Origin of the sequence: Corallococcus terminator, from assembly GCF_049194865.1 — a bacterium.
In the GTDB taxonomy this organism is placed as follows: Bacteria; Myxococcota; Myxococcia; order Myxococcales; family Myxococcaceae; genus Myxococcus; species Myxococcus terminator_A.
Window position 1 is genome coordinate 1 of the sequence record NZ_JBLZWL010000129.1, and the last position, 22214, is coordinate 22214.

Sequence of the window (22214 nt, forward strand, 5' to 3'; positions counted from 1 at the left end):
GTGAGAAGCAGTTCCCCGCGGGGAAGTTCATGGTCCCCTGCGCGCTCATCATCGGCCAGCGGACACAGTCCACGGACAAGAAGACAAGCCTCAACTCGGCCCTTCGAGACTTCGCCGTCCCGGTCTGACACCAGAAATCCGGAGCGGTTGATACTTCCGTAGAGGGAGTGTGACGGGACGGAATGTGACGATGGAGCACCTCGACGACATCCTGGCCGAGTGGGCGCTGGGCACCCTGGACTCTCCTGCCTGGGAGGCCGCGGAGCGTCACCTGTCCACGTGCTCGCGCTGCCGGGTCGAGGCCGACCGCCTGTCCATGGCTCGCGAGGGCCTGTCGATGGCGGTGCCGCCCGTCGAGCCGCCCGCCGCCGTGTTGCAGGGGCTGATGGAGCGCATGGAGGGGCCGCGTCGCTTCGAGCGCTTCGCGGACAAGGTCGCCGCGTTCTACGACCTGTCGAGGGAGCGGGCGCTGGCGCTGCTGGAGTCGCTGTCGGATGCGTCGCAGTGGATGCCGGGGCCGGTGGAGGGCTCGGAGCTGCTGCCGGTGGAGCCGGGGCCCGGGCGCGAGGGGATGATGGCCGCGGTGCTGCGGCTGGGCCCGGGCGTGCGCTACCCGCGACACACGCACCATGGCCGCGAGCTGAACCTGGTGCTGGAGGGCGGGCTGCGCGAGCAGGACGGGCACGAGGTGTGGCCGGGCGAGGAGCTGACGAAGACGGAGGGCAGTGCCCACGGCTTCAGCGCGCTGCAGGGCCCCGCGTGCGTGTGCGCGACGCTGCTGGAGGGCGCGACGGAGTTCGAGGAAGAACTCGCCACGCCCGAGTGAGTTGTCATAGCCTTGAGACATCTGGCGCCCCTACTTCGTCCATGAGCCCCTGATGGCTTGCCATCAGGGGCGGGGCGCCGACTTTTCTTTTCAGGTCGGGAGGGGACATGCCTCGGGTGTTGCGTGAGGTGGTGGGAGCGCTGACGCACGAGGGCGCTGCGGCCTTCGACCTGTCCCAGACGGACCCGCTGACGCACCTGACCTTCACCAAGGGCTCGGCGCTGCTCGAGGAGAGCTTCTACCGGACCCAGGTGGAGGAGATTCAGCGCTACGCGGCGGCGCTGCTCGCGGCGGAGCGTCACGAGCGGGGCTTCGGCTGGAAGTTCGCCGCGTACATGCGCGACCCGGTGAAGGGGAAGGGCAATCGCATCCAGGGGAGTGCCGCGCCGGCCATCCTCTCGGCGGCGGACCCGGACGGGCCCTTCACGGAGGAGTACACGTTCCGTTGTCTGAGACACCGCGCGGATGACGTGGCGGTGTTCGTCACGCACTTCGACAACCTGGGGCTGGGCGAGGTGCCCGAGGCGGCGCGCAAGGGCATGGCGCGAGCGCTGGCGGACATGGACCTGTATCAGCTGCTCAAGTACGCGGGGCGGCGGTTCCCGCTCTCTCGGCGCCGGAAGAATGGCCAGCGCGCGAGCCTTCGGCTGGTGGATGCGATGGGCGTGGCGAAGGCGCACCTGGATGAGCGCACGCTGAAGCTCTACCGCTACCTGCACGCGCCCACGCGTGAGCGCTCGGCCCTGGCGCAGGGGCTGGAGCTGCTGGAGGCGCGCCGCGCGTTCTTCGGCGGCGAGGCGAGCGTGGAGAACTTCGTGAAGGGGCGGCTCTCCACGGAGCAGGCGCTGTCGTTCATGGGGTCGACGCAGGAGACGTGGCGCCGCGTGCTGGACGTGCCTGGGCTGCTGCCGGACCTGGCCTTCAAGGGCTACCTGCGCGCGATGTACCGGGCGGGCATTCCGGTGGACGTGCTGCTGGCGGAGGCGCGCAAGCGGCGCTTCGCGGGGCTGTGGCCGCATCAGGTCTACATGGGGTGGTGGGCGGCGATGTGGGGCAAGACGCGGCAGAACTCCCAGGAGGAGGACTGCTTCCACGCGGACCCGGAGCCGGCCATCGCGCCTGTCTTCGAGGTCATCCTGGAGAAGGTGTGCGAGGGCTTGTTGCCGGAGGGCAAGAGCCTGGGCCTCGCGGATATCTCCGGCTCCATGTTCGCCACGAAGCTGGGCGGGGCGAAGAGCTCCGCGCACGTGGGGGACGTGGCGGTGGTGCTGGCCGCGGTGATGTCGCGCGAGCTGGGGTACGCGGCGACGTTCTCCGATGACATCTTCGTGGAGGACCTCGCTCCGGGGCAGGGTGTGCTCGACCTGTCCGCCAGACTGCGCGGCGGGCAGGGGTGGGGCGGCACGCAGGTGGTGAACGCGGTGATGAACCTCATCACCCTGCTGCTGAAGAATCCCTCGCGGCCCAGGCCCCGCACGCTCTACTTCTTCTCCGACATGCAGTTCCATCCGCCGGAGGTCCAGAAAGTGGATCCGGCCCTGGTGGAGTCGCTGCGAAAGAAGGGCCTCGAGTTCGACGCGAGCGTGCCGCCGCTCCAGGCCGTGCTCCAGGCGTGGCACCACGTGCTGGGTCCGGTGGACGTGGTGCTGTGGAACCTGGAGGCCTACGACAACGCGCCGCTGCCCTCGCGGGTGCCCAACGTGTTGATGCTCGCGGGCTTCGACGCCAACTCGTTCCGACACGTGTCCGCGTGGCAGGCGTCAGGCAGCCCCGCGCTTCCGGCGAAGGCCCAGGCGGTGTCCCCCGCTGACGCGGGTGGCGTGAAGAACCCGGGCGTGGAGCTCGACTTCATCCGGACGTTCTGACGGTCAAGGCTCAGGCGTGCTTCTCGTCGAAGGCGGCTGGCTTTCCTGCCCCCACATGCAAAGGCAGCGACCGTGATGTCTGGGGTCGCTCCCTCTGCAATGAATGGCAACTCCGCGGTCTGGCCTGACGTCGCTCAGCCGGGTGGGGCTTCAGGAGTGGAGTGGCTTACAGACACTCAGGGGGGTGGTGCTTGGCGCAGGTATAGCAATAGCACACGGCGCCGCCCGGCTCTTCTGATGAGGGTCCTTCGGCGGAATAGAGTGCATGTTCATGCTTGGCCAGATGCTCCTTCACGGCGGCATCGTCCAGATCATGTGCCGCACCGCCGCAACCCCACGCCGGAATAACGAGTGCCGTCATCGCAAGCAGACCCGCGAGCTTCCTATTCATGGTGTGTCCTTTGAGTGAAGCGTTGCCGACGGATGGCTGCATTCTCCATCCGGTGCTCCCGCGATTCGCCATAGCGAAACCGAGAGTCCTGGAAATGTGCCACAGCTCTGATTGTGTGTGTGGATTTGCCTCGGAGTGATTCCCTGGAGTGTTGGGTTCTGCACGGACTGCCCTTCAGGGCACTACTGCTGGAGGAGGATAGGCCTCGCAGGGAGATGTTCGAGGGCCGCGTCTGTGTGGATTCTACTTATCGCGGAAGACGGGCAGTCCCTGGCTGATGCGGTCGAAGAGCGCGCGCCGGTCGACTCGCGCCGGCTCGCCGTCGTCCTCGTCGGGCTCGAGCACGTCGTCGACGAAGATGGACTTCAGCTCGGCGCCCACGCCGTCGCCGTGGCCGTACCTGTTGATGTCGAAGTGATGCGCCGCTTCGACGTGGGCGTCGAAGGCGTGGTCGTCCTCGATGACCACCCTGGCCCGGATGGTGGCCGCGCTCAGCAGGTGGTCGTTGTAGGAGCCGAGCACCACGTCGCGCGCCTCGATGTCGCCCCCGACGGTGAACTCTCCGTTGGTGTGGAGCGCGTGGCACTTCAAGTCGCCCAGGATGTTCACGAGTGAGTCATTCTCGTTGTCGCGCACCACGCCGTGCACCGTGACTGTCCCCGTCACCGCGAACGGTCTCTTGATTTCCAGGTCACCGTCCACCTCCAGGTCGCCGTGGTGGAAGAAGGCTCGCTTCAGCGTCAGCGGGCCCTTCAGGTGGACCTTCCGCTCCGTCACCCCGAGCAGCGCGCCGCGGATGGCCTTGAGCTTGTTCAGCGCCTCGCTCGGCTCACCGGAGTTGTGCAGCCCCGTGGCCGCTTCCTGCGCCGAGCCCACGGGGTGATTGACGGTGTACTCGAACGAGAGCGTCTTGCCATTCAGCGCCTTCGTCAGCGCGGCCTCGTCGATGGGGATGGGCGCGAACGGGTCCGTGCTGTCGTACTGGAAGGGGACGCTCGCCTTGCCTCCCGCGGCCTCCAGCGCGCTGATGGCGGCGATGAAGCCCGGCGTGTACTTGTTGTGCTCCACCCACTGCTGCGGCTTCTTGCGCAACCCCACGCCCAGGGGCGTACGCCCCATCCCGTCGATGGCATTCACGTCGGCGCCGCGCTCGAGCAGCAGCTTCACTCTGTCCGGAGCGCCCATGGCCGCCCAGTGAAGAGGCGTCTCTCCCGAGTCGTCCCGCGCGTCGATGGCCGCGCCCGCGTCGAGAATCTCCCGGTAGAGCGCCTCGGACGTCGAATTGAACGCGCCGCCGTTCCTGTCCCTCACGTCCGAGGGCGCCGTGCCTCCCGAGGCGCGCAGCAGGCGGACGATTTCGAGGGCCCGGTCCTCGCTCTCCTGGCTCTTCTCGAAGGGGAGGGCGCGCAACAACGGCGTCTGCTGGTGTTTGTCGCGCGCGTTCACGTCCGCGCCCGCCTCGATGAGCGCCCGCACCACGGCGACGCTGGGGAGCGGCTCGCGCTTGGTGTAGGGCCCCTGCACGGCGAGATGCAGGGCCGTCATTCCGTGCGCGTCGCACGCCTTCACGTCCGCGCCCTCGGATACGGCCTTCTTCACGGCCTCCACGCTCAGTTCCGTGTTCCAGCGGGACTTGTCCCCGCACAGTGAGAGCAGGGCCTGGGTCGCGTCGCTGTTCGACTTCGCCGACATTTCAGCCTCGAGGGGTTTGGCGGAGGCGCGGGACGCCTACTTCTTCTGCTTGCGGAAGACCGGCAGCCCCTTGCTGATGCGGTCGAAGAGCGCTCCCTTGTCGAGCTGCGGCGTCTCTTCATCCTCGTCGTCGTCGTCCGAGCTCTCTTCATCGTCGGAGTCGTCGTCCGTTGCTTCTTCGTCGCTGGACTCCTCGTCGTCCAACTCCTCTTCGTCGTCGGAGTCCTCTTCGTCTGACTCGTCGTCGTCGGAGTCCTCTTCATCATCGGACGTGTCGTCGGAGTCCTCGTCGTCCGTCTCTTCTTCGTCGTCCGAGTCGACGTCGTCGGAGTCCTCCACGTCGAGGGCCTCTTCGTCCAGCTCCTCCTCGTCCGACTCCTCTTCCTCGGGTGCGTCCTCGGCGCCCTCGAACACCTGGTCGACGAAGATGGCGCGGAGGTCGTCGGCCACGCCCTCGCCGTGGCCCTGGGCGTACGTGTCGATGTCGAAGTGGTGCTCGGCCTCGATGGTGGCATCGACGGCGTGCTCATCCTCGATGACGACCTTGGCCCGGATGGTGTCCGCGCTCAGGATGTGGTCGTTGTAGTAGCCGAGCACCACGTCGCGCGCCTCGATGTCGCCCCCGACGCTGAACTCTCCGTCGGTGTAGAGCCCGTGGCACTTCAGGTCGCCCAGGATGTTCACGAGCGAGTCATTCCCGCAGTCCCGCACCACGCCGTGCACGATGACGTCGCCTGTCACCGCGAACGGCTTCTGGATGCTCAGGTCGCCGTCCACCTCCAGGTCGCCGTGGTGGAAGAAGACGCGCTTGAGCGTCAGCGGGCCCTTCAGCCGGACCGTCCGCTCCTCCACTTCGAGCACGTCACTCACAGCCTCCAGCTTGTCCAACGCATCGTTCGGGTCACCGAAGCTGTGCAGCCCCGTGGCCAGCTCCTGCGCCGAGCTCACCGCGTGCTTGAAGGAGAGCTTCTTGCCCTCCAGCGCCTTCGTCAGCGCGGCCTCGTCGATAGGGAAGGGCGCGAACGGGTCCGTGCTGTCGTACTGAATGGGAACGCTCGCCTTGCCTCCGGCGGCCTCCAGCGCGCTGATGGCAGCGACGAAGCCCGGCGTGCGCTTGTTGTGGGCCACCCACACCTCCTCCTTGGTGCGCAGCCCCACGCCCACGGGCGTGCGTCCCATCCCGTCGATGGCATTCACGTCGGCGCCGCGCTCGATGAGCAGCTTCACGAGCTCCGGCTTGCCCGCGCCCATCGCGCGGTGAAGCGGCGTCTGTCCCGAATCGTCCCGCGCGTCGACGGCCGCGCCCGCGTCCAGGACCTCCCGGTAGAGCGCCTCGGTCGACAGCCTGAACGCGCCGCCGCTCCTGTCCTTCACCTCCGAGGGCACCTTGGCGCCCGCGGCGCGCAGCACCCGGATGAGCTCCAGCGCCCGCTCCTCGCTGGCCTTGTCCGGCTCGTAGCTGACGGCGTGTATCAACGGCGTCTGCTGATGGTGGTCGCGCGCGTTCACGTCCGCGCCCGCCTCGATGAGCGCCCGTGCCACGTCGACGCTGGGGAGCGGGTCGCCCTCCGAGTAGGGCGCCTGCACGGCGAGATGCAGGGCCGTCAGGCCGTACGAGTTGCCAGCCTTCACGTCCGCGCCGTCGGCTACGGCCTTCTTCACGGCCTCCGCGTTCAGTTCGTTCTTCCAGCGGGCCTTGGCCTCGCAGAGCGAGAGCAAAGCCTGGGTCGCGTCACTGTTCGACTTCGCCGACATTTCAGCCTCGGAGGTGGAAAGCGGCGCGAGTGTCAGTGAACACCTGGGCACTGTCACCCGCAATCCCGGGGGGGATTCGTCGCGCACCGCCCTTCATCCCGAGCACGGGCGAGGCCGCGTGTCATGGGGTTTTCCACAAATCAATGATTTCAAGCCCCCGTCCTGCCTGCTGGCCGACCCCGTTCGTTGTCGCCGTGGACGAGAGGCCAGCGGGCGGGGTGGGGGTGGCGCTATGGTGCGAGGCGCATGTCCTCTCAAGACCTCGCCACGAGGCTCGCCCGCACGACGCTCGAGCTGTGCCGCATCTCCAGCCCCATCACCCACGAAGGTCCTATCGCCGACTTCGTCGAGCGCTGGGCCCTCCAGCACTTCCCCGCGAAGGAGGTCTTCCGGGTAGGGCACACGCTGCTGCTCGGGCGCCTGGATGACCCTCGTCCCACGGTGGCGCTCATCGGCCATCTGGACACCGTGCCCGCGCACCCCAGTGACGTGGGGCGGGAGCCTCGCATCGAGGGTGAGCGCATCTTCGGCCTGGGCGCCTCGGACATGAAGGGCGGGCTCGCGGTGATGATGGCGCTCGCGGAGGACCTGCGCCGCGACACGCTGCCCGTGAATCTCGCGTTCCTCTTCTACGAGCGCGAGGAGGGCGCCTACGCGGAGAGCGGCCTGATTCCCCTCTTCGCGAAGCGGCCGGACCTGGCGGGCGTGAAGTTCGGCATCGCGATGGAGCCCACGGACAGCGAGGTGCAGGTGGGCTGTGTCGGCTCCATGCAGGTGACGGTGCGCTTCACCGGACGCAGCGCGCACTCGGCGCGGCCTTGGCAGGGGGAGAACGCCATCCACAAGGCGGGCCCGTTCCTCACGGAGCTGCTGGCCCGTCAGCGCGTGGAGGTGGATGTCGACGGCTTCCGCTTCTACGAGGTCATCAACGCCACGCTCGCCAAGGGTGGGCGCGCGCGCAACGTCATCCCCGAGGCGTTCGAGCTGAACCTCAACTACCGCTTCGCGCCGGGAAAGAGCATCGAACAGGCGAAGGCGGACGTGCACGCGCTCGTCGCGGGCCGCGCGGAGGTGGAGATCACCGACGCGTCGCCCAGCGGGCCCGTCGTCGCTGGCAATCCGCTGTTCCAGAAGCTGCTCGCCATCACCGGGCTGCCCGCCGCGTCCAAGCAGGCGTGGACGGACGTGGCCCGCTTCGGCGAGTGGGGCGTGGACGCCATCAACTACGGCCCCGGTGAGACGGCGCAGGCCCATCAGGCCAACGAGAGCGCGCCCATCGCTCCCCTGGCCGTCGCCTACGAGAAGCTGGCCGCGTTCCTCAAGGGCTGACGGGGCGGGCTTCCGCAATGGGGGCGCGGGAGGACTAGAGTCCACCGCGCCCACCATGTCGTCGAGTCCTCTCGTGTCTTGGAACACCCCTGCTCGCGCCGCCGCGCCCGCTGCCTCCTGGCGCGGGCTTGGGAGCCGCTGGCGTGGACCCGCGCTGGTACTGGCGGGCTACACGGTGCTCGCGCTCCTCTATGGCGCGCAGCTCTTCGTCTACCGCGCGTCGCGAGGCGAGCCCCCCAACACCGGCGAGGCCCTGCTGACGGGCGCCATCGTCTGGTACTGCTGGGCGTTGCTCACGCCGTGCATCCTCGCGGTGGCGCGCCGGGTGGCCGCGACGGGGAAGCCCTGGCCCGTGCAGTTGGTGCTTCATGTGCCGCCGGGGCTGCTCTTCGCGGTGCTGCACCTGGCGCTCGTCGCGGGACTGCGTCAGCTCCTGCTGATGGCTGACGGTGGGGGGCGGGCGGCCTGGGCGCACTTCACGTGGATGCTGTCGAAGACGACGGACTTCGACCTGCTCGTCTACCTCTCCGTGGTGGGGCTCGACGCGGCGCTGGGATATTCGCGGAGGATGCGCGAGGAGGCGGTGCGGGCTTCGATGCTCGAGGCTCAGCTCGCGCAGGCGCAGCTCCATCTCTTGCGCAGCCAGCTCCGTCCCCACTTCCTGTTCAACACGCTGCACGCCATCTCCACGCTGATGCATCGGGATGTGGAGTCGGCGGACCGCATGGTGGGGCAGCTCAGCGAGCTGCTGCGCGCGAGCCTGGAGCGGGACGGTCGCCACGAGGTGCCCCTGTCCGAGGAGCTGGAGTTGCTGTCGCCCTACCTCGACATCGAGCGCACCCGCTTCTCGGACCGGCTCCAGGTGGAGGTGGACGTGTCCCCGGAGGTGCGTGATGCCCTGGTGCCTCCGTTGCTGCTCCAGCCCCTGGTCGAGAACGCCATTCGTCACGGCATCGCCCCGCGCCGGGGGCCGGGCCGTGTCTGGGTTCGAGTGCACCGCGACGGGGAGCGGCTGGCGCTGGAGGTGGGGGACGACGGCGTGGGGCCGCCCGTGGGAAGCACGGAGCTGAAGGAAGGCATTGGCCTGGGGTCCACGCGCGCGCGCCTGGAGCGGCTCCATGGTGCCGAGCAGTCGTTGACGTGGCGGGCTCATGCGCCGAGCGGCTTCGTCGTCTCGCTCTCATTGCCCTACCGGAGTGCCCGGCCATGACGACGGTGCGCACGCTCATCGTCGATGACGAGCCGCTGGCCCGTGAGCGGCTTCGCATGCTCCTAGCCTCGGAGCCGGACCTGCATCCGGTGGCGGAGTGTGGTGACGGGCAGGAGGCCCTGGAGGTGCTGGCTCGGGAGCGGCCCGCGCTGGTCTTCCTGGACGTGGAGATGCCGGAGCGGGATGGCTTCGGGGTGCTGGCCGAGGCGTCGCTGGTGCCTCCGCCCGTCATCGTCTTCGTGACGGCGTGGCCCCAGCACGCGCTGCGGGCCTTCGATGTCGCCGCGGTGGACTATCTGCTCAAGCCCTTCACGGTGGAGCGCTTCCGTCGCACGCTGACGCGTGTGCGCGAGCGACTGGTCTCGCCTCCAGGCGACTTGCGTCAGCAGCTCCAGCGCTTGTTCCAGGAGCTGCGCCCGGAACCCGGGACTGGGTCCACCGAGCGACTGGTGGTGAAGACAGGGAGTCGGACGCTGCTGGTGCCCGTGGAGGACCTCGACTGGGTGGAGTCCGCCGGTAACTACGTCACGCTGCATGTCGGCGCGGAGGAGCACCTCTTGCGCGAGACGATGGCGGAGCTGGAGGCGCGGTTGCCGCCGCGTCGGTTCGCTCGGGTGCACCGCTCGGCGCTCGTGAATGTGGACCGCATCGTCTCGCTGTCACCCACGCTGTCGGGGGACCACCGGCTGGTGCTGCGCGATGGACAGGAGCTGACGTTGAGCCGCACGTACCGGGCCAGGCTGGAGCAGGTGCTCGGCCATCCGTTGTGACGTGCGCATCTCTTCACTCCTCGTCGACGGCCAGCAGGTCTCCAGGGTCCGGGTCGTACTGGATGAGGTCGCCCGGCTCGCATTCGAGGGCCATGCAGAGCTTGGACAGGTGCGTCTGGCTCACGCCGATCTGCTTCGCCTTCAGGCCTTTTCTGGCGAGCACCTCGGCCAGCGTGATTCGAATCGGCATCAGAAGATCTCTTCGAGCTCGCTCTGCAGAGCGAAGGCATGCGTCAGGACGTTGGCGAGCAGCGTCAGCGCGAGGGGTTCGTCCTCGTCCAGCCTCGGCTCGTCCCCCGATTCCGCGTCTCATCCCAGCCGTCCCCCACGGGGCCGCTCCGTCCCTAGCCTTCCGCTCACCTGGGAGGCCCGTCGCCTCCCCTCGGAGGACGTCATGAGGCCTGTCGTGTGTGTGGGATTGGCTGCGCTCGTCACGGCGTGCGCGGCCGGGAAGTCGGCGCGTGGAAGTGGAGACGCTGTCACCGCGGAGGAGGTACGCCGGTTCACCCATGCGGCCGTCACCGTCATGCAGGCGTATGACCTGGAGAGCCGCTTCCATGAGGCCGCCGCGCTGGGGCGGTTCGCCAGTGAGCGGGCTCGACTCCTGGGGGACCTGGGCGGCGAGGCCCGCCTCCAAGCCGAGCTGGGCCGCGTCCTGTCCCGCCAGCTCCGCCATGAGCCCGGAATGGATGCGGGCGCTGTCCTGGACCTGTTGCGTCGAGCACGTCGGCTCGCGGAGGACTCGGGGGACGCGCGCGCCCGGGTGGCCGCGCTGGATGCCGAGGGCATGTTCCACTACTTCGACAAGCTCCTGGCGGGGAAGGGCGAGTGGGCGCCCATCGTCGCTCTCTTCGAGCAGGCCCGGGCCCTGGCCGAGTCCTCCGGAGACACGCGCGGGCACACCGAGGCGCTCTTCCACCTGGGCCTCACCCAACAGTTCCAGGGGGACCCCGCGGGCGCGAAGGCCTCCTTCGAGCACTCCCTGGCGCTGGCCCGGACGTCGCGAGACGCGCTGATGGAGTCCTACGCCCTGCGGCACCTCGCGGGGCTCGCGGAGGACAGGGGGGAGCTGCACCTGGCCCTGGAGCAGTTCGAGGAGTCGCTGCGCCTGAGGGAGCAGGTGGGCTTCCGCACCGGGCAGGTGTTCGCGCTCGTCACGGTGGCCCTGGTCCGCTCCCGGCTCGAGCCCAAGGGCACCTCCGCGCTGGAGCCCGCGCGCAAGGCGCTGGAGCTGGCCCTGGAGCTGAAGGACCCGTCGGGCGAGCGCGAGGCCCGAGCCGCCCTGGGCCGCATCCACCTGCGCCGCGAGGACGCCACCGCCGCGCTCCCCTTGCTGGAGCAGTCCCTCTCCAACGCGGAGTCCCATGAGGACTGGCTCTCGACGGTGGAGCTGCTGCTGGAGGTGACGCGGGCCCACGCCCTGCGCGGCGAGCGGGCCCGCGTCGAGGAGCGGCTGCGACAGGCACGCGCTGTGGCGAAGGCGCATGGGTTGACGGAGTCGCTCGCGCGGGTGGAGCAGGTCGAACGCGAGCTGGCTCACGCACCGTGATGCGTGAAGGCTGACGCGCCATTCGTCCGCTGTTGTTCATCTGCGCGAGGGGGGTGGCTCTCATCGCGTGCGCACAGGCGTACGCTGTGGGTCGTAATGCAGGCAGCTTCCCTCACCGAGGAGTTGGAATGACTCACGAGACCGTCAATTCGCAGATCACCGATGCCATCGCGCCCTCTGACCTGGGCGTGGCTTCCGATACGTCGTCCTCGACGCGCAAGTCGTCCACGCGTCGGCGCCGTGTCACGAAGAAGGCCGCTGGCCGCACCGGTGCCCGTGCGAAGAAGACCACCTCGCGCCGTGCCTCCGCGAAGCGGGGCAAGACCGCCGCTCGCAAGTCGACGACGCGCAAGACGGCCAAGCGGAAGACCGCTGTCCGGGGGACGCGCAAGGGTGCTCGCAAGGCCACCACGCGCAGGACGGCGGCCGCCGGTCGCACCGCGCGCAAGAGCCCGGCCCGGAAGAAGGCCACCACCCGTGGCGCCGCGCGCAAGGGAGCCCGGAAGACCCCCGCCCGCCGCACGACGCGCCGCTAGTCGCCGCCTCGCACGCAAGCGGGGACCCCCTCCAAGTACAGGGTCCCCGCCGCGTGCTCAGCGCTTCATGCGCAGCAGGAACAAATCACTGCGCGCGGGCGCCCTGCGGCCGGTGCCGAAGTCCGACTCCCGGTCTGTGTGACCGAAGAGCAGGGCATCGCCGTCCGGGAGCACCTCCACGAAGCGGATGTCCTCCACGCCATACAGCTCGCCTCGAGGCCGAGGCGGGTCTGACAGATACAAGCGCAACCCGAGCGACGCGCCATCCGCGCCGTAGCGCAGCGCCACGGGTTGCGCCGAGCCGAGTCCGTCCGGCCCGGACGCGCCATCCACGATGAGCGAGTAGGTGAACCCGGCGATGACGAGCCCGCCCGAGGGCTCCACGCCCAGCGCTCCCGCCTGAAGGCCATCGCCCAGGTTGCGACTCCATCGCTCCTTGCCCTTGGCATCCGCCGACACCAGGAACGGGCTGGCCCGGTACACGTGGCCCTGCAGCTTCGACGTGCCCCACGACACCGTGCCCAGGAAGGAGCCCAGCGCCACCACCGTGCCCTGGCCGTCCACGCCCACGTCGCTCACGGTGCCTCGGGCCTGGGCCAGCGGCCTCGCCCACGCCAGGGCGCCGGTCGCCTCGTACACGGCGACGAAGGGGCTGCCATCCTGCGCCGCCTCCGTGCGCTGGGTGCCGAAGCGGGCCGCGCCCACATATCTCCCGCCCACCACCATCCTGTCCTGCGCGTCGCGCGCCAGGGTGGTCACCGTCACCCGCGAGTCCGAGCCCTCCGCCCGGCCGACGGACAGCGCGCGCTCGGGCTTGCCGTCCACCGAGTACGTCACCACCACCGCGCCAGAGCCCGCCACGCCGCCGCCGAAGTCCGTCGCGCCCGAGGTGTTGAACGCCACCATCGGCCGTCCCTGGGCATCCAGCACCAGGTCCGCCACCGTGGCGTCTCTCCCTGGAACAGTCGCCGACCAGAGGACCTGGCCCGCCGGGTCCAGGCGGACGAGGAAGGCGCCCTCGCCCAGCTCCAGCGGCTCGAAGTCCACCAGCCCCCGGGCATCCACCGCCACGAAGAGGCCGCCCTCGGGCGCCGGGGCGACGCGGGCATTCACATCCGCGCGCAGCGACGCGGGCGTCTCCGCCACGCGCACCGGGTAGCTCCGCGTCCACCGCATCTCGCCCGTCGAGGCGCGCCGCGCGAGCGTCAGCCGCACCGTGTTGTCCGTGGGTTGACGCTCCTGCAGGTCGTCCAGCTCGTAGAGGGCCGCGGTGAGGAGGTCCCCATTCGCATCCATCGACGCGCCGAGCGCCAGGTCATCCTGGGCGGTGCCCTCGCGCGCCAGCCACAGCGTGCTCCCCGGCGTCGCCGGAGGAGGAGGTGGTGGCGGCTCCACCGGCGGCGGACCGCCCGCATCCGGAGTCCCCGTGTCCGGAGTCTCCTCGGGAGGTGGAGTCCCCGCGTCGTCTTCCTCCGAAGGTGTCTCCTGCGCGGGACAGTCGTTCCGCGAAGGGTTCGGACAATCAGGAGGCGTCTCGGCCTCCGCGTCATCACACCCCGTCACCAACCCCGCCCATCCCAGCGCTGTCGCGATTGCGACAGTCCGGAACCACCGCCGCCCTGGATGCATGAAGCCCCCTCGCCCTTCCGAGGGTCTCCACGCTGGTAGGTGCCAGCAATACCGTGTGCGACGTCTGCCCGCCCGCCCGCTTCGAGCCGCGCGCCCGCTCATGCGCGAGGCGCGCGCGTGCCTCGCATGCACACCGGACGTCTCCTGTGAGGGAGGCGCGCTTCCCACGTCGGGCAACGCGCGCGCCCTTCAGCGCCAGAAGCCCACGGACAAGCCGACGTTGGTGTAGCGGCTCGCCAGGTCGAACGAGGCGCTGATGGACCAGTCCTCCCAGTAGCGCAGGATGAAGACCTCGAAGCCGCCGGTGAGGTGGGGGCGCGGCGGCCGGCCGTCGAAGGGCGAGGGCTCCGCGTACACACCTGCTCGCAGCCGAATCATCCCCTGCACCGTGTCGTGCTCCACGCCCAGCCGGGGGGCGAACTCGGAGCCGGAGCCCACGCGCTCCTCCTGCGCCGTCGAGGCGAAGGTGCGCAGCGGCACCGCGTTGTCCACGCCGGACAAGAGGTCCACCTGCGCGCTGATGAGCCACCGTCCCGCCGGAGCATCCCGCGGCTCCTCCTCCGGCACCGGCAGCGCATCCCCTTCGACGACGAGCTGTCGCCGGGCGGCGGGAGACAGGCGGTTGTAGCGCTCAGCGCCCTCGCCCAGCCGCCAGCTCGCGCCCACCGACAGCACCGCTGGGGACACCACCGCGCCGAACAGCGTCCGGTCCGCCAGCACGGGCGCCTGGCCCTCCTCGCGCCGCCAGTCCGCCACGACTTCCGGACGCACCGTCACTCCCAGTCGCCAGGGGCGCCCATGCGGGCGGTACAGCATGTCCACCGCCACGCCCGTGTCGCCGTAGCGCAGCTCCGTCCCGCCCGACGCCAGCCGGAAGGACGCCTGCGCCGCGTAGATGCCCAGCGCGAGGATGAAGTCGTCCTGTCCGAAAGACACCGCTCCGGCCAGCACCGACTGCGTCATCGACACGCGGATGCGCTCGCTGTCGCCCGCGCAGGCCTCCGTCGCGCAGTAGGTGACGGCGCTGTTGCGCAGCGCGAAGCCGATGCCGAAGCGCTTGTACTGCAACAGCAGGCCGCCCAGCAGCTGGCGCCGGTCCTGCGACTCGTCCGGGCGCCCGTCGTTGTCCACGTCGCGCCCGCGGGAGCTGGTGAAGGGCAGGTCCAACCAGGACAGGGTGACGCCCAGGTCCCAGTCCTTCTCCAGCGCGGCGCCCCGGTGGGCCAGCGCCGCCAGGTTGCTGGGAAACCCCGCCGCGCCCTCGGCGATGCCCACGTAGGCACCGCCCAGCGCCACCACGCGCGCCGAGCCCAGGAGCGCGCCGGGGTTGAAGTACAGCCGCTCCGGACGCGGCTCGGTGGGCTGCTCATCCTGCGCCCGGGCCGCGGGCGAAAGGCCCAGCACCGCGCATCCACCGAGCGCGCGAAGCCATCTGTTCCACCGCGTCGAGCCGCCCATCCTGGAGTCCGTCACGTCGTTGGAGGCACTCACCGCGAAGGGACTCACTGCGCCCGCACGACCTCGGCGAAGAGCCGGTCGGAGTCCGCCGCCAGGGCGGTGTCGCGGAAGGTGAGGCCCCCGGCGTCATGGGTGACGAGCGCCAGCGTCACCTTGCGCCAGCGGATGTCGATGTCCGGGTGGTGGTCCGCCTTCTCCGCCGCCTGGGCCACCTTCTCCACGAAGGCGATGCCCGCCAGGAAGGAGGGCGCCTCGAAGGTGCGGCGAATCATCCCGCCTTCGAGCTTCCAGTCGGGGTGCTGGGCGAGGAAGGACGTGAGCGCCTCGGGAGCGAGCAGGGTGCGGTCTTGGGCCATGATGACTCCTTCATATCCGCTCTCGCGCCCGAGGGAAGCCATCCGTACGGTGACGTCAGGGGGTGGACGTCCACGGGTAGATGCGCAGCTCGGGAATCACGTCGTGTCTCACCGTCCAGGTGAAATGGTCCGAGATGCGCGTAACGCCAGGGTTCACTCCGGCGCCGGGCAGCAACACGAGCAACAACTCGCCACGCTCCGAGTCCCAGCGCGGAGTGGCGCGGAACTCCGAGCTCGTGAGGGAGGTGACGACGGGCAGGGTGGGGCCGTACCGCAGCTCCGGCGGGGAGACGGAGAGGCCCGGGTCCAGGGGCAGCTCGCCTGCTTCCTGGAGGCCGTGTCCGGCCGTCACCGTGTAGCGGAGCAGGACGCTGCTGAACCCCTGCCCGGACGAGCGCATCACTCGCATCCACAGCACGCCCTCTCCGTAGCCAAGGGGCTCTCCGGTGACGGGCGTGCAGGGCTTGCCCGGGACGGGCACGTAGGTGTCCTGGGCGCCGAGCTGGAAGGGACAGGCCCACGTGCGCGCGACGAAGGTCACCGGCTCTTGAAGCCGGTGCACCAGCCAGAGCGTCGTGTCCGCGCGCAGCGCTATCACTTGCGTACCATCCGGACTGAAGGTCAGCCCGGGCAGCCCGGCCCACTCGGACGTCGGTACGGCGAGGACGCCCGTGCCCTCGCGGAAGATGTAGCGGTACACGGTGGTGGCATCCACCAGCACGTACTCATCCTCCGTGGCCAGCCGCGTGTGCGGGGTGGTGTCCATGCTCGCGTTGAGCGGGAAGGGCGCGGTGCCGGTGAGGACGAGGGGGCCGGTGCCCGGGTCGACGTAGCGGCGCACCTGGCCTTCGAACAGCGACCACACCACGTCACCGACGACGGCGACGGCGGGGTTGCGAGCCTGTCCCACCGGCTGCTCCTGCTCGCCTGACTCCCGGAAGGCCCGGCCATCGCAGACCCAGGTGCCGCCGCGCGTGCGCGCCAGGTGCAGACACTCGGCCTTGTTGGTCACCCGCGCCACGGAGGGGCGCTGGCGCTCGTCCTCCGCCACGTACACGTCGAACTGCTGCAGGCTGCCCACCGGCGCGAAGGAGACGATGAGGTGGTAGCGGCCCGTCATCGTCGGCGTGAAGCGGACGTTGGCCATCCAGGTCCACGAGTTCACCGTCGCCGTGGCTTCCACGGGGAGGTTGTTGGGGTCCTGGACCTCGACGGTGACGGACTCGGGGACCGCGTCTCCCGCGCGGCCACAGTCCATGTTCGTGGCGGCGGAGACGAGCAGCGCCACGGGCTGGCCCAACGGAGCGAGCAGGGTCGGCGCCGTGCTGGTGCCGCCTTGGATGCAGTCCCCTGGGACCGGGTCGCCGGGGCAGCCCGCCCCGAGGACCAGGGCGAGCACGATGGCGGCGAGCCGACTCGCACGCGCCGCCCGGCTCATGCGCGCTCCACCGCGCGCTTCCACTTGGCCAGGTGGCGCTCCCGCGTGTCGGCCTTCATCTTCGGCTTGAAGACCTTGTCCGCCTTCCACGCGCGGCGGATGGCGTCAGGACTGTCCCAGACGCCCGCGCCCAGGCCGCCGAGGAACGCCGCGCCCAGGCTGGTCGTCTCCAGATTCTTCGGGCGGACCACCGGCACGCCGAGCAGGTCGGCCTGGTACTGCATGAGCAGGTTGTTGGCCGCCGCGCCGCCGTCCGCCTTGAAGACGGGGATGTCCCGACCGCTGTCGCGGCGCATGGCCTCCGCGAGGTCATGAATCTGCAGGGCGATGCCCTCCAGCACCGCGCGCGCCATGTGGGCCACCGTGGTGGAGCGGTCCATGCCGGCGAACAGGCCGCGCGCCTCGGGGCGCCAGTGCGGCGCGCCCAGGCCGGCGAGCGCGGGGACGAAGACGACGTCGCCGGAGTCCTTCACGCTGGCGGCGAGCGCCTCGATATCCGGCGCGCGCTTGATGACCTTGAGGCCGTCGCGCATCCACTGCACCGCGGCGCCCGCGATGAAGCTGCTGCCCTCCAGCGCGTACGTGGTGGAGCCGGTGCCGCTCAGGCGCCACGCCACGGTGGTGAGCAGGCCCGCCGACGAGCGCACCGGCTCCGTGCCCGTGTTCATCAACAGGAACGCGCCGGTGCCGTAGGTGCACTTGGACTCGCCGGGCTCGAAGCACGCCTGACCGAAGAGGGCGGCCTGCTGGTCTCCCGCCATGCCCGCCACGGGGACGCCGTCCGGCAGGCTGCGCATGCCGCGAGTGGTGCCGTAGACCTCCGCCGAGCCGCGAATCTGGGGCAGGCACGCGGCCGGGATTTTCAGGAGCGCGCGCATCTCGTCGCTCCACTGCAACGTCTTCAGGTCCATCAGCAGGGTGCGGCTGGCATTGGACACGTCGGTGACGTGGGTGGTGCCGCCGGTGAGCTTGTAGACGAGCCACGTGTCGATGGTGCCGAAGCACACGTCACCGCGCTCCGCCTTGGCGCGAGCGCCCTTGACGTGCTCGAAGAGCCAGTGGAGCTTGGTGCCGGAGAAGTACGGGTCGACGACGAGGCCCGTCGTCTCGCGCACGCGCGGCTCCACGCCGCGCTCCTTGAGCTGCCGACACAGCTCCGAGGTGCGCCGGTCCTGCCAGACGATGGCGCGGTGCAGGGGCTTGCCGGTGTCGCGAGCCCACAGGCCCGTCGTCTCGCGCTGGTTGGTGATGCCCACCGCGGAGATGTCCCGGCCCACCAGCCCCGCGTCCTTCAGCGCGCGGCTGATGCACCACTCGCTGGTGGTCCAGATTTCATCCAAGTCATGCTCCACCCAGGACGGCTTGGGGAAGTGCTGGGTGAACTCCTTGTAGGAGCGGCCCACCACCTTGAGCTTCGAGTCGAGGATGGAGACGTGGGTGCCAGTGGTGCCCTGGTCTAGGGCCAGGACGTACTTCGCCTTCGGCATGGGGTGGGTCCTCCCAAAGATTGACGGCGCGTTGGGAGGACCCTACTCCACGTCAACGGCCGGTGTAGATGCCGATGGCGCCCGGACGCGTGATGTTGTTGGCGCCATCACGAGTGGCCCCGAAGGCCACCAGCACCACGCGCGAGTCGCCCGTGCCCACCACCTGGATATCCCAGAGGGGCTGGCTGGCCAGTCCGCCCAGCGCCTTGTTGTGGGTGATGACGGTCCCCTCGGTGTGCAGGCGCATCAGACCCCGGCCCCAGCGGTGGCCAATCCACAGGCTGCCGTCGCGAGAGTCCCGCTCCAGCGAGGCCACGAAGCGCTCCGCCTCCCCCGTCAGCTCATGGTCCACCACCTGCCCCGTGTCGCTCAGCTTCGCCAGGCCCCACGCGAAGCTGGACACCCACACGGTGCCGTCCGGCATCAGCGCCAAATCACTCACCACGTCGTCCTTGCGCTGCGCGGGCGTGGGAGGGATGGGCTCGGCCACGGCGTCGGGCCAGATGTCGATGCGGTTGGCGGTGTGTTTCTTCTCCTCGGACTGCTTGCGCGCGGCCTCGAAGTTCCAGGGCGCGCCGGTGCCCGCGTGGCCCACGGCGTTGGTCATGATTCGGAAGCGCGAGCTGCGGATGGCGGTGCCCATCCACACGTCGCCATCCGGACGCACCGCCACGCCCCACACGTCCCCGGCGAGCCGGCTGTCCTCGTCCGTCTCGTCCGTGCCGTGCATCTGGATGGCGGGGTGGACGTGCTCCATGACGCCGAACTTGCAGCGCTGGCGCAGCTCGCGGTCCACCTCGTTGCCCTGGGCATCATGGGACACGTAGGGCCACGCGTTTGCGGCGCGGACCTCGGCATTGGCGCAGGCCTCGCCGCCCTGGTAGTTCGCCTCGCCCCACGCGAGGCCATGGTTGGCGGCGAACCACAGGCCCTGGGTGGCCTTGTCCCAGACGATGCGGTTCACCGTGCAGAGCTTCTCGCGGTGGCCATAGCCGGGCACCGAGTGCGCGGGCGAGTGGAGGTCATAGTGGACGACGGCCAGGGTGCCATCGACCTTCAGCTCCACGCGGTCCGCGTCGCCGCTCTTGTAGATGGCGGGGTCCTCGGGCTGGCCGGGGGCCTTGTAGAACTCGCTCTCGCAGTTGGGGCGGCCCTGGTAGCCGACGAAGACGGTGCCCGGGGGACCGCCCGTCACCGCCGTCACCTTGAGGTAGCGGTTCTCTGGCAGCGGGTCCTTGCCCTTCCACGCGGCCCAGGGGTGCAGGCCGTCCGCCATGGTGAAGCACTGGAAGGTGTTGGCGCCGGGGCGCAGCAGACAGAGGCCGTCCTCGCCGCCCGCGACCCAGAGGTTGCCGCCCTCGTCCTGGGTGACGCCGAGCACCTCGCGCGGTCCACCCTGCGCGGAGCCGAGGAAGCGCCAGCCGCTGGCATCGGGAGGAATGGGTGGGCCGCTGGCCGGGCCGGCATCGGGTGCTCCGGCGTCGGGCGTGCCCGCGTCGTCGGGGAGGCCCGCGTCAGGGGGCTCACCGGCATCGGGTGCTCCGGCGTCGTCATCGACGGGCGCTGTGCCCGCGTCGGGTTGTTCCTCCTGGTCCTCGATGGGCGGCGCGCGTGTGTCCACGCTGTCCTTGCAGCCCGCGAGCAAGAGCGCGCCCAGCAATCCCAGCCACCATCCACCTCGTCCATGCCCGCACATGTCTGCTCTGCCTCCGACGGCCCTGGGCGAACGGCCCTCACGCGCCGGTGGCTTGGAGGCAAGTCGGGTGCCAGCAGCGCGAAGGCTGGAATGGGACGCGCCAGGGGCATGACAGGGTGAGGCGAGGGATGTGAGGAAGCGCCGCGCTGCCCATGGGAGGAAATGCGCGGCCTGGCCCCCGAGGTGGGGGACGGCGTCACGTGGTGAGCAGTGAGGCCCGGTCAGCGCTCTCGGGTGGCGGATTCAAACAAACAGGTGCGGGTGCTGGAGTGTGCGGTGGGGGAGGGCTCACTCCAGGTTGGAGGCGCGCAAGCCAGGCATCAGACAGAAGCGCACCATGGTGCATTCGATTTGATGCAGTCCCGCCGCCAGTGCACGGGCGGTCGCCCGGGGGTTGTGGACCGCGAAGGACCTCCGGACCCTGCCTTCCTCGAAGATGGCCTCCAGCAGCGCGAGCTCGCGAGCCCGGGGGCCGGCGAGGCACGGCTCGACGAGGGGGAGGATGTCGCGAAGCGCCGCGGTGGTGATTCGCAGGTCGCGAATCATCCGCTCCACCATCCCCTGACGGATTTCGATGAACGTCTGCAACCTCACCTCGGGAGTCCTCGCGTCCCAGACGGCGGCCTCGATGTCCGCGAGCGCCACGGCCCAGACCTGGTCCACCACCGCGTTGAACAGGTCCTTCTTGGTCTTGAAGTAGGAGTGGAGCATCCCCGGAGACAGGCTCGCGCTCCGCGCAATGTCTTGCATGGAGGCCCCTGTGAAGCCCCGCCGGGCAAAGGCCTCGCGTGCCGCCGTGAGAATGGCGGCCCGCTGTCTGGGAATCATCGAGACGACGGTCATCATGCGAGCGCTCACTCCGAAGGCCGTTAGAAGCCGAAGCCCACCGCCACCGAGGTCACCACGTCTCCCGACAGCGGGTCTCTCGCCAGCTCGATGCCGACGGCGGGAATCGCCACCTCGCGGACGTAGGCGCGGACGCCCACTCCGGGGGAGACGTACTTGAGCAACGAGCTCCGCCACTCCACCCGGCCCACATCCACGAAGGCATGCGCGGTGAGGGTCAGCATGCTGGGGCTCCAGAGCGGCACCTGATACTCCAACGTCGCCGAGCTCGCCGTCTCCGCCCACAGGGTCCCCGCGGCGAAGCCACGGCTCCCCGTGCGACCGCCCAGGAGCTGCGCGTCCAGGAACGCGTCCCCTCGCGTCTGTCCGTGCTGGGCCGTCAAGGTCAGCGCGTGGTTGCCAAAGACAGGCAGTGTGTAGCTCGCGAAGAGCGACACCTGACGCAGCTCGCGAGAAGAACCCAGGAAGCCCAGGCCCTCACGGTAGAGCGCCCGAGCCACCAGGCCTTCGTTGAAATAGAAATGGAAGTCCTGGCCCAGGTATTCGGCCGACATGCTGACTCCGTGCACCTCTCCCCGCTGAGGAGTCTCCGGGCCAGTCGTCAAGGCGAGTGGCTTGTTGATGAGGGAGAACCACCCCGCGCCAACGTTCAGCTCCGGCGTCACCTGGTAGCCGAGCGTCCCCGCGATGTCGAAGCGCCTGTCCGTGTATGTGTCCTTGATGACGTCCCGGACGTGGCGCTCCCTGTCCGTCTTGGCGAACTGGAACGAGAGGAGGCCCGTCCAGGGGCTGCCTCCGATGCTCGGGTCCCGATACATGGAGAACAGGGTGCCTCCCCGGTTGCCCCACATCCCTCCGCCCACCAGCGTCTTGCGCAGCCCGAAGAGGTTGCTCTCGACGGCGAAGACACCTGCCTGCCACTGCCCCTTGCCCGAGGAGAAGACGGGGATGGGCAACAGCGTCCAGCGCTCCTCGACGGTGATTTGGAGTCCGACGCCCTCGCCCTCGGGACGTGTCAGCACCTCCACGCTCTTGAAGAGCTGCAGGTTGAGCAGCCTGCGCTTCAGCTCGGCGGCGTCTCCGGTGGTGAGCACATCCCCCGGAGCCATGCGCATGGCTCCGAGGATGACGGACTCCCGCGTGCGGGTGTTGCCCTGGATGTCGATGCGCTCGATGCGCCCCGTCAGCGTCGCGGGCGGTGGGGCCGAGGCTTCAATCGACACTTCTCCCGCGAGCGGCGCGGGGCCAGGGCTCGATGGAGTCTTCACGTCCTGAGCCCGGCTCGAGAACGGGAGCGCGACGGCGTGCAGCACGACGAGGAGTCGGGCGTGGTGCAGGGACGTGTTCAGCATGGATGCGGTCTTCATGGCGTTCGATGAAT

18 protein-coding genes and 1 pseudogene are annotated in these 22214 nt (G+C 69.7%); 8 read left to right on the forward strand and 11 right to left on the reverse strand.

Going from position 1 to position 22214, the window contains the following annotated elements; translation table 11 throughout:
• From ACN469_RS37865 to ACN469_RS37875, 3 genes and pseudogenes are all read left to right on the forward strand, one after another.
• A pseudogene (locus tag ACN469_RS37865) lies at window positions 1-128 on the forward strand (2,3,4,5-tetrahydropyridine-2,6-dicarboxylate N-succinyltransferase); the annotation flags it as partial.
• A gap of 62 nt (window positions 129-190) precedes the next feature.
• Complete coding sequence (locus ACN469_RS37870; protein WP_498776631.1) at window positions 191-826, forward strand: cupin domain-containing protein; 636 nt, start codon at window positions 191-193, stop codon at window positions 824-826.
• A 107-nt stretch (window positions 827-933) separates the two neighbouring features.
• Window positions 934-2691 carry a hypothetical protein gene (locus ACN469_RS37875; RefSeq protein ID WP_498776262.1) on the forward strand — a complete coding sequence of 586 codons (1758 nt, stop codon included), beginning with the start codon at window positions 934-936 and terminating at the stop codon, window positions 2689-2691.
• A gap of 634 nt (window positions 2692-3325) precedes the next feature.
• On the opposite strand, the gene ACN469_RS37880 is transcribed toward ACN469_RS37875, so the two are convergent.
• Entirely contained in the window at window positions 3326-4774 is a 1449-nt protein-coding gene (locus ACN469_RS37880) for an ankyrin repeat domain-containing protein (protein ID WP_498776263.1), read from the reverse strand.
• Window positions 4775-4810: 36 nt separating this feature from the next.
• Window positions 4811-6529, reverse strand: coding sequence for an ankyrin repeat domain-containing protein (locus ACN469_RS37885; protein WP_498776265.1), 1719 nt, complete (start codon window positions 6527-6529; stop codon window positions 4811-4813).
• A gap of 246 nt (window positions 6530-6775) precedes the next feature.
• On the opposite strand from ACN469_RS37885, the gene dapE reads away from it, so the two are divergent.
• The 3 genes from dapE (at window position 6776) to ACN469_RS37900 (ending at window position 9838) form a co-directional block, all read left to right on the forward strand.
• A complete protein-coding gene (gene dapE / locus ACN469_RS37890; RefSeq protein WP_498776266.1) occupies window positions 6776-7858 on the forward strand; it encodes a succinyl-diaminopimelate desuccinylase in 1083 nt (360 codons plus the stop codon).
• A 73-nt stretch (window positions 7859-7931) separates the two neighbouring features.
• A complete protein-coding gene (locus ACN469_RS37895) occupies window positions 7932-9068 on the forward strand; it encodes a sensor histidine kinase (protein ID WP_498776268.1) in 1137 nt (378 codons plus the stop codon).
• Window positions 9065-9838, forward strand: a complete 774-nt coding sequence (locus tag ACN469_RS37900) for a LytR/AlgR family response regulator transcription factor (protein ID WP_498776270.1) — start codon at window positions 9065-9067, stop codon at window positions 9836-9838. Before ACN469_RS37895 ends, ACN469_RS37900 begins: the two co-directional genes overlap by 4 nt.
• Before the next feature lie 13 nt (window positions 9839-9851).
• On the opposite strand, the gene ACN469_RS37905 is transcribed toward ACN469_RS37900, so the two are convergent.
• On the reverse strand, window positions 9852-10028 hold the full coding sequence (locus ACN469_RS37905) for a helix-turn-helix domain-containing protein (protein WP_498776272.1): 177 nt from the start codon (window positions 10026-10028) through the stop codon (window positions 9852-9854).
• A gap of 204 nt (window positions 10029-10232) precedes the next feature.
• Between ACN469_RS37905 and ACN469_RS37910 the strand changes: the two genes are divergently transcribed.
• Both ACN469_RS37910 and ACN469_RS37915 read left to right on the forward strand, forming a co-directional pair.
• Window positions 10233-11387 (forward strand): tetratricopeptide repeat protein, encoded by a 1155-nt coding sequence (locus tag ACN469_RS37910; protein WP_498776274.1) that lies wholly within the window; start codon window positions 10233-10235, stop codon window positions 11385-11387.
• A gap of 128 nt (window positions 11388-11515) precedes the next feature.
• Window positions 11516-11923: a cell envelope biogenesis protein TolA gene (locus ACN469_RS37915; protein WP_498776276.1), complete on the forward strand. Its 408-nt coding sequence runs from the start codon at window positions 11516-11518 to the stop codon at window positions 11921-11923.
• 57 nt (window positions 11924-11980) lie between these two features.
• On the opposite strand, the gene ACN469_RS37920 is transcribed toward ACN469_RS37915, so the two are convergent.
• The 8 genes from ACN469_RS37920 to ACN469_RS37955 form a co-directional block, all read right to left on the reverse strand.
• Window positions 11981-13486, reverse strand: coding sequence for a hypothetical protein (locus ACN469_RS37920; RefSeq protein WP_498776277.1), 1506 nt, complete (start codon window positions 13484-13486; stop codon window positions 11981-11983).
• A gap of 255 nt (window positions 13487-13741) precedes the next feature.
• On the reverse strand, window positions 13742-15010 hold the full coding sequence (locus ACN469_RS37925) for a hypothetical protein (protein ID WP_498776633.1): 1269 nt from the start codon (window positions 15008-15010) through the stop codon (window positions 13742-13744).
• 44 nt (window positions 15011-15054) lie between these two features.
• Window positions 15055-15366, reverse strand: a complete 312-nt coding sequence (locus ACN469_RS37930; RefSeq protein ID WP_498776279.1) for a 4a-hydroxytetrahydrobiopterin dehydratase — start codon at window positions 15364-15366, stop codon at window positions 15055-15057.
• Between the two features lie 55 nt (window positions 15367-15421).
• Entirely contained in the window at window positions 15422-16804 is a 1383-nt protein-coding gene (locus tag ACN469_RS37935; protein ID WP_498776281.1) for a hypothetical protein, read from the reverse strand.
• A complete protein-coding gene (gene glpK, locus ACN469_RS37940) occupies window positions 16801-18291 on the reverse strand; it encodes a glycerol kinase GlpK (RefSeq protein ID WP_498776283.1) in 1491 nt (496 codons plus the stop codon). The genes ACN469_RS37935 and glpK overlap by 4 nt, the downstream gene beginning before the upstream one ends.
• A 52-nt stretch (window positions 18292-18343) precedes the next feature.
• A complete protein-coding gene (locus tag ACN469_RS37945; RefSeq protein WP_498776285.1) occupies window positions 18344-19987 on the reverse strand; it encodes a hypothetical protein in 1644 nt (547 codons plus the stop codon).
• Window positions 19988-20275: 288 nt separating this feature from the next.
• A complete protein-coding gene (locus ACN469_RS37950) occupies window positions 20276-20833 on the reverse strand; it encodes a TetR/AcrR family transcriptional regulator (RefSeq protein WP_498776287.1) in 558 nt (185 codons plus the stop codon).
• A gap of 23 nt (window positions 20834-20856) precedes the next feature.
• Entirely contained in the window at window positions 20857-22200 is a 1344-nt protein-coding gene (locus tag ACN469_RS37955; protein WP_498776289.1) for a POTRA domain-containing protein, read from the reverse strand.
• Between the last annotated feature and the right edge of the window lie 14 nt (window positions 22201-22214).

Bases quoted from the DNA above. Each gene is read 5' to 3' on its own strand.
- ACN469_RS37870 (WP_498776631.1), top strand. From the start codon at position 191: ATGGAGCACCTCGACGACATCCTGGCCGAGTGGGCGCTGGGCACCCTG.
- ACN469_RS37875 (WP_498776262.1), top strand. From the start codon at position 934: ATGCCTCGGGTGTTGCGTGAGGTGGTGGGAGCGCTGACGCACGAGGGC.
- ACN469_RS37880 (WP_498776263.1), bottom strand. From the start codon at position 4,774: ATGTCGGCGAAGTCGAACAGCGACGCGACCCAGGCCCTGCTCTCACTG.
- ACN469_RS37885 (WP_498776265.1), bottom strand. From the start codon at position 6,529: ATGTCGGCGAAGTCGAACAGTGACGCGACCCAGGCTTTGCTCTCGCTC.
- dapE (WP_498776266.1), top strand. From the start codon at position 6,776: ATGTCCTCTCAAGACCTCGCCACGAGGCTCGCCCGCACGACGCTCGAG.
- ACN469_RS37900 (WP_498776270.1), top strand. From the start codon at position 9,065: ATGACGACGGTGCGCACGCTCATCGTCGATGACGAGCCGCTGGCCCGT.
- ACN469_RS37905 (WP_498776272.1), bottom strand. From the start codon at position 10,028: ATGCCGATTCGAATCACGCTGGCCGAGGTGCTCGCCAGAAAAGGCCTG.
- ACN469_RS37910 (WP_498776274.1), top strand. From the start codon at position 10,233: ATGAGGCCTGTCGTGTGTGTGGGATTGGCTGCGCTCGTCACGGCGTGC.
- ACN469_RS37915 (WP_498776276.1), top strand. From the start codon at position 11,516: ATGACTCACGAGACCGTCAATTCGCAGATCACCGATGCCATCGCGCCC.
- ACN469_RS37925 (WP_498776633.1), bottom strand. From the start codon at position 15,010: ATGGGCGGCTCGACGCGGTGGAACAGATGGCTTCGCGCGCTCGGTGGA.
- ACN469_RS37930 (WP_498776279.1), bottom strand. From the start codon at position 15,366: ATGGCCCAAGACCGCACCCTGCTCGCTCCCGAGGCGCTCACGTCCTTC.
- ACN469_RS37935 (WP_498776281.1), bottom strand. From the start codon at position 16,804: ATGAGCCGGGCGGCGCGTGCGAGTCGGCTCGCCGCCATCGTGCTCGCC.
- glpK (WP_498776283.1), bottom strand. From the start codon at position 18,291: ATGCCGAAGGCGAAGTACGTCCTGGCCCTAGACCAGGGCACCACTGGC.
- ACN469_RS37945 (WP_498776285.1), bottom strand. From the start codon at position 19,987: ATGTGCGGGCATGGACGAGGTGGATGGTGGCTGGGATTGCTGGGCGCG.
- ACN469_RS37950 (WP_498776287.1), bottom strand. From the start codon at position 20,833: ATGATGACCGTCGTCTCGATGATTCCCAGACAGCGGGCCGCCATTCTC.
- ACN469_RS37955 (WP_498776289.1), bottom strand. From the start codon at position 22,200: ATGAAGACCGCATCCATGCTGAACACGTCCCTGCACCACGCCCGACTC.